Raw genomic sequence first — 12,352 nt, 5'->3', positions numbered from 1 at the left:
GTGTTCCGGCCATTTGACCGATTCCCCAATCATCGAGAATCTAGGAGGAAGGCAGCCTCACCCACTATGGCCTTCCCCCACCCCCAGCGTCGGAAGCACGAGTCCGGTCAGGCCGCAGTGGAAGCGGCGCTGTGCATGCCGCTCGTGGTGTTCATGGTGCTGGGCTCGCTGCAGCTCTTCATGCTGCTGCAGGGCCGCATCCTGGCGCAGGTGGCGGTGTACCGCGCGGTGCGCGCGGGCAGCCTCAACCACGGCAGCTGCGAGGCGATGACGCACGCGGCGCTGGTGACGATGCTGCCCACGGTGGAGCACACGCGCACGCCCGCGCAGCTGGCCAACGCCTTTGACGAGCGCAAGCGCAACTACCTGCGCGTGCGCGGCTCGCGGGGGACGCTCTTCACCGAGGGGCCCATGGTGGAGATCGTCCGTGAGTCGCCGGATCCCGCCTGGGTGCGCAGCCTCGCGGGCGACGAGGACCTGCTGTTCGACGTGCCCACGGACTCCAATGCGGAGATGCAGCGGCGCACGCTCGAGATCCGCATGGTGGCCTGGTACTACATGCGCATCCCGTTCGCGGACTGGGTGATGAGCCGCATGTTCCTGGCCCAGTTCCACCTCAAGAACTACACGGACGCGAACCCGCTCAACCCGGCGCAGAAGCAGTCGGACTGGTGGGCGGACACCGACGTGGAGCTGGGGCCGGATGACTGGCCCGGCGGCGACCTGGGCGAGCGGATGCTGCGCTGGAACGCGCAGGGCCACTACCTGTTCCCCATCCAGGTCCACGCGGCCATGCGGATGATGACCCCGGTGAAGGCGTCGAACTTCAATGGAGGTGCCGGATGCAGCCTGCACGGCTTCTGAAGTCCGGCGCGCGCGGTCAGGCGCTGGTGCTGTTCTCGCTGACGTTCCTCCTGCTCACGCTGATGGTGCTGCTCACGCTGGGCTTCGGCATGCGCGCCAAGGAGCGCGTCGAAATCCAGATGGCGGCGGACGCGGCGGCCTACAGCCAGGCGGTGTCCACGGCGCGCACGTTCAACGCCATCGCGGTGATGAACCGCGCCCAGATTGCCCACATGGTGGCCATGGCGGGCACGCAGTCGATGATCAGCTTCGGCAGCCAGCAGTACGCCGCGCGGCAGACGTCCCCATGTGCCATGCCCGGCAACGACTGGTCCGCCCTGGACCAGGCGGCGGCCACGCAGGTGCAGATGCTGCAGGGGCGCGCGAGCTCCATGTTCCGCGCGGAGCTGGCCATCTACAACCATCTGGTGGGCACGCACCTGGCGAACCAGAACCTCACCCGGCTCATCGCCAAGGAGATCAACCCGGAGCTGGCCGCCCAGCCCGAGGGCGCCAACAAGTCCCTGTCGGAGGTGTCCGGCGGCGCGTCCTCCGGCTCCAGCTACGACGACCTGATGCAGCAGGAGAAGACGGGCTCGGTGCCGGCGACCTCCGGCGCGGTGATGCCCACGGGCGGAGGCCAGGGCACCGCCACGCTCAACGCCACCATGGGCAGCCTGGGCTGGACGTGGGTGCACAACCGGGGGAGCGGCAGCGCGGGCTTCGGCTCTGGCGCCGCCGCGCACAACCCGGGCTTCCATCACTACGGCAGCGCGTCCGCGATGGACTCCTCCACCTACCAGACCATCTCCGGCCGCAACTCGTGGGCGCACGACCACGGCCGCGCCGTCACCGGCATCTGCCCGGACGGGACCCCCTACACCGCCGGGGCGACGGACGCGTGGGTGATGTCCGACGAGCGCCAGTCCCTCGAGGACCAGCACGTCTACGGCGCGAAGGCGCCGCCCGGCCAGGGCGCGGAGAACAACACCACCGTGGATGAACGCCACACGCTGGGCGCCTGCGTGGTGTGCCCCGGCATCTGGCCTTATTCGGTGGGCTTCAACGCGGGGCTCCTGCACGGCAACGCCGACGAGAACGACTACGGCCAGCCCAAGCTGTACGCGATGCTCCACCGCGACTACGCCAGCGACGCGCGCCGCGCGAAGCCGGACCCCTGGAACCTGCTGTTCACCTTCAAGTTCGCGAACCAGGAGACGGAGTTCGACAACGCCGCGCCGCTCGGGCGCATCCTGCCCACCGGCCGCGAGGACGTGCAGCGCAACCAGGTGGCCCTGGCCGCGGGGCTCGCCTACTACCACCGGCCCCGGCCGGCGGCGGTGGGCGGCGGTTGGGAGGAGCCGCCCAACTTCCTCAACCCCTTCTGGCGCGCCACGCTGGTGAGCACCGAGGGCGCCCGCGACGACAAGCCCGCGAACAGCCTGCAGCAGGCGGGCTTCTCCGAGCACGCGGAAGCGCTGCGCCGCCTGGACAACGCCGGCTACCGGGGCGGCAGCAGCACGGGAGGGAAGTACTGATGCGCGCGCGCGCTTCCACGTCGCGCCGGGGACAGGCGCTCGTCGAGACGGCCCTGGGCTCCATGGTGTTCGTCACCATCCTCCTGTTCGGCATCTACTTCGCGGAGGTGGGCGCGCTGACGCTCAAGGTGCAGGAGGCCGCCAACTTCGCGCTGTGGGAGGCCACCGGGCACGTGATGCACAACCCGCAGGCCGGCGTCTTCCAGCGCGCCAACGCGGAGGCCCTGGCGTCGTCGGAGGCCGCGGGGCGCTACCAGGACTTCGACGGCCGGGCCAGCCACGCCAGCGGCGCGATGACCTTCCAGCTGGCCATCGCGCGCGCCACGCGGGTGAACGTGGACTGCGAGCCGACGCGGCCCGCGGGCAGCCCCGTGGGCATCCTGGGCACCCGCCCGGTGGACGCGGATCCAGGCTCGACGGCGCTGGGGCTGGCCATGGCCACCCAGTCCGACGGCATCTCCTGCAACGCCTCCACGACGTTGCGCGCGGAGCGGCTGGGCAACTTCATGGAGCCGGAGTTCTTCAAGGTGTCGCACCGGCTCGCCAGCGACCAGTTCCGCGTGTGCGCGGCGGGGCGCGCGTCGGGCGGGCGCTGCACCCGGCGCTTCTTCATGCTGCTGGATGACTGGGGCCTGTCCTCCGTGGCGGAGGGCCGTGAGTGCCCGCTCATGATCGACAGCGGGGGCACCTGCGGGAACGTGGACTACTACGGGTGGGCCGAGCGCGTGTACCGCGAGAACGGCGGCGGTGGGAGCGCCGGCGCCGCGCTGATGGCGGGCGTGGGCGCGGTGGGCGGCGTGAACGAGGACCAGTTCTTCATGAGCTTCCGCGGCTCGGAGAGCAACTACGAGCAGAGCATCGGTGGCTCGCACGCGGGCAACCAGACCGTCTGGGAGACCACCCCCTTCGTGGCGGACAACCTCTCCCCCACCTACCGGAACGACGGCCGGCGCAACAAATGGCTGGGAGGCGTGCCGCATTGATGCGCGCCGGGCGCGTGGCGGGAGCGGTGCTCTCGCTGCTGCTGGGGCTGTCCGCCCAGGCGGCTCCCGACGCGGGCGTGCCGGACGCGGGCGTGCAGCAGGCCGCGCCGCGCTTCGCGTGGCCCCGGCTCCAGGTCATCGCCCACGTGGAGTCCAGCGACATCGTGGAGGCGGGTGGCATCCCGGTGGCGCTGCGCGCGGTGCACGTGAAGGAGAACATCCGGGACCTGGTGCAGCGCTTCGCGGACGCGTTCCGCGACGGCGGCCTCTACGTGCCGCCCGGCAAGGAGCAGGCGCAGTACGCGAACAACGCGGCCATGCTCACCGCGTTGGATCCAAAGCGGCGCATCACCTACACCGTGGTGATGATGCCGCAGCCGGATGGCACCACCACGCTGTACCTGGGTGAGGCCAACCACGCGCTGGCGCGTCCACAGGAAGCGGCGGGGGACTTCGCGCCACTGCCGCCGCAAGCGAACGGCGTGCTGCGCGTCAACGCGGAGGGCTCACGCACGCTCACCTTCCAGGTGCCGCTCACGGGCCCGCAGGTGGACGCCTTCTACGACGACGCCCTGGCGAAGGCCGGGTGGAAGCGCGGCGATGAGCCCGGCCTGTACTCGCGGCCCGGCGCGGAGCTGCGGCTCACGCACCAGCCCTCCAAGGAGGGTCAGCGCGACGTGGTGCTCATCCACCAGCAGCGCGCGCGCTGATCAGGCGCGCAGCTTCTCGCGCAGCACCTTGGCGCGGCCCTGCATGTCGGGGTCCAGGCCGGTGAGCTCGATGGACTTCAGCCGCTGGTCCAGGCTCTTGGGCAGCTTCTTCTGGAGCGTGCCCGCCTCCTGGAGCGACTCCAGCTTCGCCAGCGCCTTGTCCACGATGCGCTCGCGCGGGTGGTCCAGGAGGCTGTCGAGGAAGTACGCGTCCTCGGGCAGGTCCGGATACTTCTCCAGGTAGTCCACCACGCCCTTCACCCAGTCCGCGCGCGTCTCCGACTCCTGCACCTTGCGCAGGGCGTCCTTCTGGGCCTTGCGCTTGCCTTCGGGGTCGAACGTCTTCGCGAGCCCTTCCGGCAGCTCGCCGCCGGTGAAGAGGGCGTCCGCGGCCGTCTTGTATTTCTGGTAGCTGGCGCTGCGCTCCAGCTTCTGCTGCGCCGGGTCGTCCTGGCGCGAGTGGTACTTGCTCTTGCCGCGCTGCGCGTCCAGCTCGCGGTAGGACTTGTTGCGCTTGCCGGTGAAGCCACCACCGTCGTTGTCGTCTCGGGCCATCTTCATCTCCCCTTGCGGGCGCGCCACAGCGCGACCAGTCCCCGCCGGACGAGGGTGCGCACCTGCGCCAGCTCCTCGGGGGCGAGGGGGTGCTCCTCGTCCTGCTCCGCCTCGAACAGCGCTTCCGTCACGTACTCCTGGAGGGCATCCGGCGCGGGCGGCGCATCCGGCTCCCTGTCCAGGGCCCTGGCATCCACGGCCGAGAGCCCCGGCGGCCAGCCCAGCTCCAGCATGGAGTGCAGCTCGAAGAGCAGGTGGCGGGCGACCCCATAACCTTCGTCCGTGAGGCCAGCGGCGTCAAGCGCACCCAGCAGGCTGTCCTGCCGGTTCTCGTAGGCATGCATCAGCCGCGTGCGCGCCTTGTCGTCGTCCTCCAGGTAACGCCAGGCGGCCTCCACGAATTCGCTGGAGGGGTCGTCCGGATGGAAGGGCGTGGGTGGCTGCAGCCGCTCCTTCTTCGGGCGCGGCGGGCGGGGGCCGTCCTCCGGCCGCACCGTCTTTCCCTCCAGCACCACGTCCCAGAGCCCCAGCAGGTTCTGGTACAGGCGGCGCGCCAGCTCCGGGTCCGGGAAGCGGGGCTCCCCGTCGAAGAGGGTGGGAATCACCTGGCCGGCATCGGCGCCTTCCGCGCGCGCCTCCTGCATGCGCTCGAGCACGTCGGCGGTGTCGCAGGGACTGCCAGCCAGCTCCAGCAGTCCGTCGAGCGTCTGTGCACCCTCGAACTGGCGGATGAAGTCGGGGGCTCGGTTCTTGGAACGGCTCATCGTGGAATGGACGGTAGGCACAAGGCGGGCATCCACGCACGGGGCAATCACACCGGAGCGGGCGTCGCTTCCGTTTCGGGCGCGGCGCCCCTACTCTGCGGCAGTCATGGCCGTGGAAACTTCGTCCGACCCCTTGAAGTCCGCGATGCAGGAACTCTACCGCGCTCGCGCGGTGGAAGGACCGCTGGGGGAGAACGGCCTGCGCACCGTCTGGCACCTGTCTCCCCAGGGCGCGGAGCTGATGTCCCTGGTGGACGAGGACGGCCGGGTGCGCCGCCAGGAGCTGACGCTCTTGGATGAACACTGCATCTGGGCCAGCGGACAGGGCGTGCGCACGGGCCGGGTGGAAGCCGGCGAGGCGCGGCCCGTGTCCACGGAGGTGCGCGCGGACCCGGAGCTGGTGCCGCAGCGGCTGGTGCGCGCCGCGCAGGCGCTCGCCACCTACGAGGGCCAGGACCGTTACATCCTGCACATGCAGCGCGTGCTGGCGCTCGCTCGCGAGGGGCTGGAGATGTCCAGCGTCACGTCGCCAGAGCACCTGGCGGACCCGTCAGGCCGCAACCCCGGCACGCGGGACACCGTCGCCACCCGGACCGTGACCTTCACGCCGGTGGCGCCGCCTCCGCGCGAAGCCGCTCCCGCCGCCGTCGCTTCAGCGCCCGCGCCGCGGGTGGCCCCGGAGCCGGAGCCGCTGGTGCTGCGGCACGGTCAGCCGCTGCCCAACGAGGTCCTGCCCCCGGTGGTGCGCAAGTCGGAGGGGCTGGTGATGGTGGCCGTCTTCGGCTTCGCCGTCGTGGTGGGGCTCGTCATGCTGTACGTGCTGACGCGGGGAAGCTGAGCCGCACGGGCGAGCGCTCGCCCATCAGGTGTGTCACGTCCGCGTCGGTGGGAACGGGGCCGGACGTCCTGCGGCCGGTGGTGACGCGCTCCGGGCCCAGCGTGGTGTGCAGCGGGTGCGCGTCCAGCACCAGCAGCACGGCCACCGCGGCGGTGAGCACCAGGCCGCCCACCCAATCCAGCGCGCGGGTCCGCCGGGCCTCCGCCGCTCGGTACGTCATCAGCCAGGCGAAGCCCAGCACCAGCAGACAGGAGAAGCAGCTCCAGCGCACCGTGCGCAGCCGCGCCGCCTGCGCCATGCCCTCCGCCATCAGGTCCGGGCGGAGCGAGCCGGGGGCCCGCGACAGCTTGGACAGCAACGTGAAGAGATGGTGCGCCTCCAGCGTGCCCACCACCGCCATGCCCGCCAGCGCCGCGGACACCAGGCTGCCCAGCAGCAGGCTGCGGCGCGTGTTGTCGTGGACCGCGCGCGCCGTGTTGTAGCGCGCCATGCCCAACGCCACCGACAGCGCGCCCAGCAGCACCGCGCTCGTCCAGGCCCCCAGCAGCCGGGGCGCCATCGCCTTGCCCAGGCCCGCCGTCAACGCGATGCCCGCGTCCGTGGCGGACACCATCGGCAGCGCCACCTGCATCCGCTCCAGCGCCACCTCCGTGCCCAAGAGCCCCAGCGTCCACGGCACCGTCGCCATGCCCACCATCACCGCCAGCGGCACCGTGCGGCCCATCAGCGTGGAGCCCGTCGCCAGCATGAGCAGGGGCACCTCCACCACCAGCGTCAGCACCAGCAGCGCCGCGAAGGGCCCCGCGGAGCTCACCACGCTCATCAGGCCGGCGGGACTGCCCAGGAGCACCGGCAGCGTGCTCCCCAGCACGCACACCGTGGTGGGGACTGCCAACGCCACGACGAACGGTCCGGGCGCGACGTGAGGTCTGACTGGAACAAGCATTTCCAGTGAGAATAGGGGGTCTGTGATTCCTTGTAATTCAGACGGGGGGACGGCCCACGAGCCAGTACACGACAGAGCAGACGGCGCCGGCCACGGGAGCCAGCACGATGCTCCAGAGAAGTGTCTGGCCGCAGTCCGCGCCTTCGCAGCCGATGCGCCCGTAGGCGAGCACGCCACCGGTGAGCATGGGCAGGTGCATGCCCGCGATGAACAGGCCCAGGCCGCGCAGCACGAGCCCCCGGTACCAGGGCCGCGTCCACAGCCGGAAGACGAGCGGGACGAGCACCAGCGTGCCGGTGAACGCGGCGGCCAGCGCGAAGTGCCGGGCGGCCACCGCGACGCACGCGCCCGCGGCCAGCAGCAGGGCGGGCACCAGCAGGAGCGCGTTGAGCGACAGCGGCTCTCGTTCGCGGGGCGGCGTCTGGGGCATGGGCCAGGGCGGAAGGCTCGCAGGGCGTGCCCGGTCGCGCAAGGTCAGCGATGGCGTGGAGCGAATGGGCACGGGACCCATGAACACCTCTTCGGAAGCGAAGGCCATGGCCCCGCGGGGCGGCGTTCAGGCGGCGACGGCGCCTTCGCCCAACAGGCGCGCATAGCGGCCCCGCAGCGCGAGCAGCTGCTCGTGCGTGCCGGCCTCCACCACCTGTCCGCCCTCCACCACGGCGATGAGGTCCGCGTCGCGCACGGTGCTGAGCCGGTGCGCGATGACCAGCACCGTGCGGCCCTTCATCAGCGCCTGGAGCCCCGCGCCCACCGCAGCCTCGCTGGTGGCGTCCAGGGCGCTCGTGGGCTCATCCAGCAGCAGCAGTGACGGGCGGCGCAGGAACGCGCGCGCCAGTGCCAGCCGCTGCCGTTGTCCGCCGGACAGGCGGCTGCCCCGCTCGCCCACGGGCTCATCCAGGCCGCCGGGCAGCGCCCGCACGAAGTCCTCCGCGTGCGCCAGCCGCAGCGCTTCCCACAGCGCGTCGTCCGTCGCGTCCGGCTGGCCCAGGCGCAGGTTGTGGCGCACGGTGCCGGAGAAGAGCACCGGCTCCTGCGGCACCCACGCCATCTGCGCGCGCACGCTGGACGCCTTGAGCGAGGACAGCGGCACGCCGTCCCACTTCACTTCACCGCCGCTCGGCGGCAGGAAGCCCAGCAGCACGGAGAACAACGTCGTCTTGCCCGCGCCGGACGGGCCCACCAGCGCCACGCGCGCGCTGGCGGGAATCGTCAGGTCCACGCCCTTCAGGGCCTCGCGTCCGTCCGAGTAGGTGGCGCGCACGCCGGACAGCTCCAGGGCGCGCGACAGGGGAGGGGCCTCCGCGCCCACGTCCGGTGGCACCGGCGAGTCCGCGAGGGAGAACAGGCGCTCCGCCGCCGCCAGCCCGGTGAGCACCTGGGACAGCGTGCCGCTCAGTGACTTCACCGGCTGGTAGAGCAGCAGCGCCGCCGCCATGAAGGACAGGAGCCGCCCGGCCAGCGTCGGGTCCATGGACACCGCGCGAGCGCCCCACGCCACCGCCACCGCCACGCCGACGATGCCCAACAGCTCCACCGTGGGGCTGAAGGCGCCGCGGATGAAGAGCGAGCGGCGCATCTCCGTGAGGTACGCCTCCGCCTCCGCGTCGAAGGACTCCAGCGCGCGGGGTACCGTGCCGTAGGCCTGCACCACGGGGAGGTTCTGCAGCTGCTCGGCGGTGATGGCGCTGAGCGCGCCCAGGTTGGCCTGCGAGCGGGTGGCCACCTTCTTGAGCGACCGCGCGAAGCGGCTCACCGGCACCACCGTCACGGGCACGACGACGAACGTGAAGAGAAAGAGTTTCGCGTCGATGAGGAAGCAGGTCGCCAGCAGTGCGCAAATCTGGAGCCCATCCCTTACGTACGATGACAGCGCCTGGGTGACGGAGAACTCCACCAGGGGTACGTCCGAGGTGAACCGGGAGACAAGTTCGCCAGAGTGGCGCTGCTCGAAGAAAGCCGGAGGCTGGGCGAGCAGGCGGCCATAGAGGAAGCCCCTCAGGTCGGCCATCACCCGCTGGCCCAACCGCTGCATCAGGCCCCCCTGAAGGAACTGGGCGGTGGCCTTCACCAGCGCCACCGCGACGACCAGCAGGGGCAGCCGGGACAGCAGGGCCTCCGGCGCCAGGGTCATCCCCGCGACGGTGACGGGGGCGCCGGTGAGGACGGCGCGCAGCAGGGGCCCGACGATCCACGCGTACGCGGCGGTAGCGGCCGCGGCGGTGAGCGAGGCGAGCGTGCCCGCGAGAAGCAACCGGCGGTACGGGCTCAGGTAGCCCAGGAGCCGGCGATAGACGTGCGCGGAGGGACGGGGGGCCACGGAGGGGGCGCACTCTGTCACCGAGGCGACGGTGTCGTCCAAGTGAAAGGGAAGTGGGAAGCGCGCGTGCATGGCCGCCCGCCCCACGGCCGGTCAGGGAGCGCTCGCGCCCGCCTGCGTTGCCGCATCCCACACACGCGGACAGCTTGAGATGCGCCATGGAAACCAACACTGAGAAAGAAGTCCTGTTCAATCCCGGCTGCGAGTCGGTCGTGGATGACGAAGATCGCCGCCGTCTGCTCTGGCTGATGGCCGAGTACTTCCGGACCATTGGTTACTCGGACATCAAGGCCCGGCTCCCTGGCTTCATGCCGCCGCCCGTGCTCTCCGGAACCATCGAGGACCACCGGCCGGACTTCACCTGTCGCCAGTCCGACTCCGCCCGCACGCCCATCATCCTGGAGATCGTCACCCCGGGCATGGTGGATGATCCGACCGCGGAGAACCGCTGGAGCCTGCTGGCGAGCGCCGCGAAGCTCTACAACGCGGAGCTGCACTTCGTGGTCCCCAAGTGGTCCATGAACGGCCCCGTGGACCCGGCCCTCAAGCGCCGGCTCGCCCGCATGGAGCTGACGGTCAACCGTGTCTGGACCGTGTAGCGGCAGACCCCCTGCGTCACACAGGGTTGGACCCCGGCCTGGATTGCTGGCGTGTTTCGCTGCGTTATAGTGACTCCGATTCTCTACGCAGCTTGAAAACGCCAGCAAATTCCAGGGGTTCGATTCAATGGCAGGGGCCGCAGGGCAGAAGCGCGACTACTACGAAGTCCTCGGCGTCCAGAAGAGCGTTACGGCGCAGGACCTGAAAAGCGCGTTCCGGAAGGTCGCGTTGCAGTACCACCCGGACCGCAACCCCGGGAACCACGAGGCCGAGGAGAAGTTCAAGGAAGCCTCGGAGGCCTACGAGGTCCTGAGCGATCCAGACAGGCGCACGAAGTACGACCGTTTCGGACACGCGGGCAATCCCTTCGGGGACGCGGGCGGCGGCTTCCAGGGCGTCAACATCAACGACATCTTCGGAGAGATTTTCGGCGACATCTTCGGGGGTGGCGGCGGGCGTGGCCGGCAGCGTCAGAGCCGGGGCGCGGACCTGCGCTACAACCTGGAGATCAGCTTCGAGGAGGCGGCGTTCGGCTGCCGCCCGAAGGTGACCATCCCCCGTCCGAAGAAGTGCGAGACCTGCTCCGGCTCCGGCAGCAAGAGCGGCGCGGCGCCCCGGCAGTGCGCGGCGTGCGGCGGCAGCGGGGAGCTGCGCTACTCGCAGGGCTTCTTCGCGGTGTCGCGGCCGTGCGGTGACTGCGGCGGTTCCGGCGCCACCATTCCGGATCCGTGCGCCAAGTGCCGGGGCTCTGGGAAGACGCCGTCGGAAGAGGTCATCGAGGTCGCCATCCCGGGCGGCGTGGACAACGGCACGCGCGTGCGTTTGTCCGGCATGGGCGAGCCGGGAGACCGGGGCGCGCCCCCGGGTGACCTGTACGTGACGGTCATCGTGCGCGAGCACCCGCTGTTCCAGCGCGAGGAGTACGAGGTCTTCTGCGAGGTGCCGGTGTCCTTCACGCAGGCGGCGCTGGGCGCGAAGATCGACGTGCCCACGCTGGACGGCAAGGTGAAGATGACCATTCCGCAGGGGACCCAGTCCGGCAAGGTGTTCCGCCTGAAGGGCAAGGGCATCCCGCACCTGCACAGCCAGCAGCGCGGGGATCAGCACGTGCGCGTCATCATCGAAACGCCCACGGAGCTGTCCTCCAAGCAGCGCGAGCTGCTGGAGCGCTTCGCGGAGGTGTCCGGCGAGGAGACCCATCCCCAGTCGAAGACCTTCTTCGACAAGGTGAAGGAACTCTTCGGCTGATTCACCTGCGACGTTTCCCTTCTCCCGTGGAGGAGAAGGGAAGCGTCGTTCATGGCGACGGAGGCTGGCTTGTCAGCCAGAACCAGTCGCCATTGCTTCGAAGCGCCCCCTCTATGAAGTTCGCGAAGGTGCTGGCGATCTCCGGGCAATATTCGGGATCGGGAAACATCTCGCGATAGCCATCGCGAAGTGGATATCGGCCAGCTCGTGCGGAACCGACATCCAGGATGATGCAGTTGCCGTCCTTGACCGCGCAGATGGACCACCAGTCAGCGGGTCCTCTGTCGTCGGTGTCCTTCCCGCGGATCGCGACGCGCGCGCGGACGATTTGCGCGAGCGGATGGAATCGAAACGGGGGATCGATGTGGTCGAAGAGATCCGCGCCGTCGCAGTGCAGGTAGAACGCACGCAGGTCCGGATCCAACCTCCAACCCACCCGCTGCTCGAAGGCTTCGATCTGCTCGGCCGTAGCGGGCGGATTCGGAAAATGCCGCTGGGAAATCTCCAGCAGCATCGCGTTCATCGGGTCTGGCTCATTCGCCATAGGGATAATCGACTCCCACGCCATTCCACGGCGGCGCTCCGGCATAGCACTGGCCATAGGAGTCCGTGACGTACTGGTGGAGGTCCTGGGGCAGCGGAATCACGTTGTCCCAGTCGACAGGGTTGCCACCATGACCCAGGTCGAAGACGTGGTGCCCCTGCCAGGGTGTACCGCCCGCGTCGCTCGGCCAGGCCCCCATGCGCTTCGCCCACTCACGACGGAAGGTGTCGCGGATGTTGTTCCAGCGACTGCGGCTCGCTCGTGTCATGGCCGGTGCAACGGGGGTGTAGTTGCAGCAGCAGTGCGTCACGCCGTATCGGCTGCCCGCGTGGACAACAGGCCCTTCGAAGTCCATCTTGATGTCCGCCAGCCAGATGCACCCCATGAGCACATTGCCCGTCGCCGCGCACTTGCTCTCGCAGGAGCGCATGAACGTGGGTCTGCATTGCCATGGGCCATAGTG

Annotated in this window: 14 protein-coding genes; 7 read left to right on the top strand and 7 right to left on the bottom strand. The window is 70.1% G+C overall.

The genetic code is table 11. From position 1 onward, the window contains the following. The first annotated feature begins 66 nt into the window (after positions 1-66). Genes D7Y15_RS02500 through D7Y15_RS02485 form a run of 4 tightly spaced genes read left to right on the top strand, consistent with a single transcriptional unit; the run spans position 67 to position 4,074 of the window. A complete protein-coding gene (locus tag D7Y15_RS02500; protein ID WP_121751587.1) occupies positions 67-864 on the top strand; it encodes a TadE/TadG family type IV pilus assembly protein in 798 nt (265 codons plus the stop codon). Continuing rightward, positions 843-2,381 carry a pilus assembly protein TadG-related protein gene (locus D7Y15_RS02495; protein WP_120575146.1) on the top strand — a complete coding sequence of 513 codons (1,539 nt, stop codon included), beginning with the start codon at positions 843-845 and terminating at the stop codon, positions 2,379-2,381. The genes D7Y15_RS02500 and D7Y15_RS02495 overlap by 22 nt, the downstream gene beginning before the upstream one ends. After that, entirely contained in the window at positions 2,381-3,364 is a 984-nt protein-coding gene (locus D7Y15_RS02490; RefSeq protein ID WP_120575145.1) for a hypothetical protein, read from the top strand. The genes D7Y15_RS02495 and D7Y15_RS02490 overlap by 1 nt, the downstream gene beginning before the upstream one ends. Beyond that, on the top strand, positions 3,364-4,074 hold the full coding sequence (locus D7Y15_RS02485) for a hypothetical protein (RefSeq protein ID WP_120575144.1): 711 nt from the start codon (positions 3,364-3,366) through the stop codon (positions 4,072-4,074). The genes D7Y15_RS02490 and D7Y15_RS02485 overlap by 1 nt, the downstream gene beginning before the upstream one ends. Here the strand turns inward: D7Y15_RS02485 and D7Y15_RS02480 are convergent, their stop codons facing one another. Together D7Y15_RS02480 and D7Y15_RS02475 are read right to left on the bottom strand one after the other, a co-directional pair. Then, on the bottom strand, positions 4,075-4,629 hold the full coding sequence (locus D7Y15_RS02480; protein ID WP_169821335.1) for a hypothetical protein: 555 nt from the start codon (positions 4,627-4,629) through the stop codon (positions 4,075-4,077). It lies immediately after the preceding gene. A gap of 2 nt (positions 4,630-4,631) precedes the next feature. Next, positions 4,632-5,393, bottom strand: a complete 762-nt coding sequence (locus D7Y15_RS02475) for a hypothetical protein (protein WP_120575143.1) — start codon at positions 5,391-5,393, stop codon at positions 4,632-4,634. A 145-nt stretch (positions 5,394-5,538) separates the two neighbouring features. Here D7Y15_RS02475 and D7Y15_RS02470 point away from each other — a divergent pair, with 145 nt between their 5' ends. Further along, positions 5,539-6,231 (top strand): hypothetical protein, encoded by a 693-nt coding sequence (locus tag D7Y15_RS02470; protein ID WP_233596701.1) that lies wholly within the window; start codon positions 5,539-5,541, stop codon positions 6,229-6,231. On the opposite strand, the gene D7Y15_RS02465 is transcribed toward D7Y15_RS02470, so the two are convergent. The 3 genes from D7Y15_RS02465 to D7Y15_RS02455 form a co-directional block, all read right to left on the bottom strand. Further along, positions 6,200-7,132 carry a hypothetical protein gene (locus D7Y15_RS02465; protein WP_121751586.1) on the bottom strand — a complete coding sequence of 311 codons (933 nt, stop codon included), beginning with the start codon at positions 7,130-7,132 and terminating at the stop codon, positions 6,200-6,202. The genes D7Y15_RS02470 and D7Y15_RS02465 overlap by 32 nt on opposite strands. Before the next feature lie 82 nt (positions 7,133-7,214). Further along, the gene (locus D7Y15_RS02460) at positions 7,215-7,688 is read right to left on the bottom strand and encodes a hypothetical protein (protein WP_233596700.1); all 474 of its coding nucleotides are present in this window, start codon (positions 7,686-7,688) and stop codon (positions 7,215-7,217) included. A gap of 45 nt (positions 7,689-7,733) precedes the next feature. Continuing rightward, on the bottom strand, positions 7,734-9,497 hold the full coding sequence (locus D7Y15_RS02455) for an ABC transporter ATP-binding protein (protein ID WP_120575180.1): 1,764 nt from the start codon (positions 9,495-9,497) through the stop codon (positions 7,734-7,736). 158 nt (positions 9,498-9,655) lie between these two features. Between D7Y15_RS02455 and D7Y15_RS02450 the strand changes: the two genes are divergently transcribed. Beyond that, positions 9,656-10,096, top strand: a complete 441-nt coding sequence (locus D7Y15_RS02450; RefSeq protein WP_120575140.1) for a hypothetical protein — start codon at positions 9,656-9,658, stop codon at positions 10,094-10,096. Positions 10,097-10,223: 127 nt separating this feature from the next. Then, on the top strand, positions 10,224-11,345 hold the full coding sequence (gene dnaJ, locus D7Y15_RS02445; protein WP_120575139.1) for a molecular chaperone DnaJ: 1,122 nt from the start codon (positions 10,224-10,226) through the stop codon (positions 11,343-11,345). A gap of 49 nt (positions 11,346-11,394) precedes the next feature. Here dnaJ and D7Y15_RS02440 read toward each other — a convergent pair whose 3' ends face one another. Both D7Y15_RS02440 and D7Y15_RS02435 read right to left on the bottom strand, forming a co-directional pair. Beyond that, a complete protein-coding gene (locus D7Y15_RS02440; RefSeq protein ID WP_120575138.1) occupies positions 11,395-11,868 on the bottom strand; it encodes an SMI1/KNR4 family protein in 474 nt (157 codons plus the stop codon). A gap of 10 nt (positions 11,869-11,878) precedes the next feature. Continuing rightward, positions 11,879-12,319 carry a hypothetical protein gene (locus D7Y15_RS02435; RefSeq protein ID WP_233596699.1) on the bottom strand — a complete coding sequence of 147 codons (441 nt, stop codon included), beginning with the start codon at positions 12,317-12,319 and terminating at the stop codon, positions 11,879-11,881. Positions 12,320-12,352: the final 33 nt, after the last annotated feature.

The organism is Corallococcus sp. AB030, assembly GCF_003668965.1.
GTDB classification, from domain to species: Bacteria; Myxococcota; Myxococcia; order Myxococcales; family Myxococcaceae; genus Corallococcus; species Corallococcus exiguus.
The sequence above is the reverse complement of the archived record's forward strand: the minus strand, read 5'-3'. Positions and strand labels throughout refer to the sequence as shown.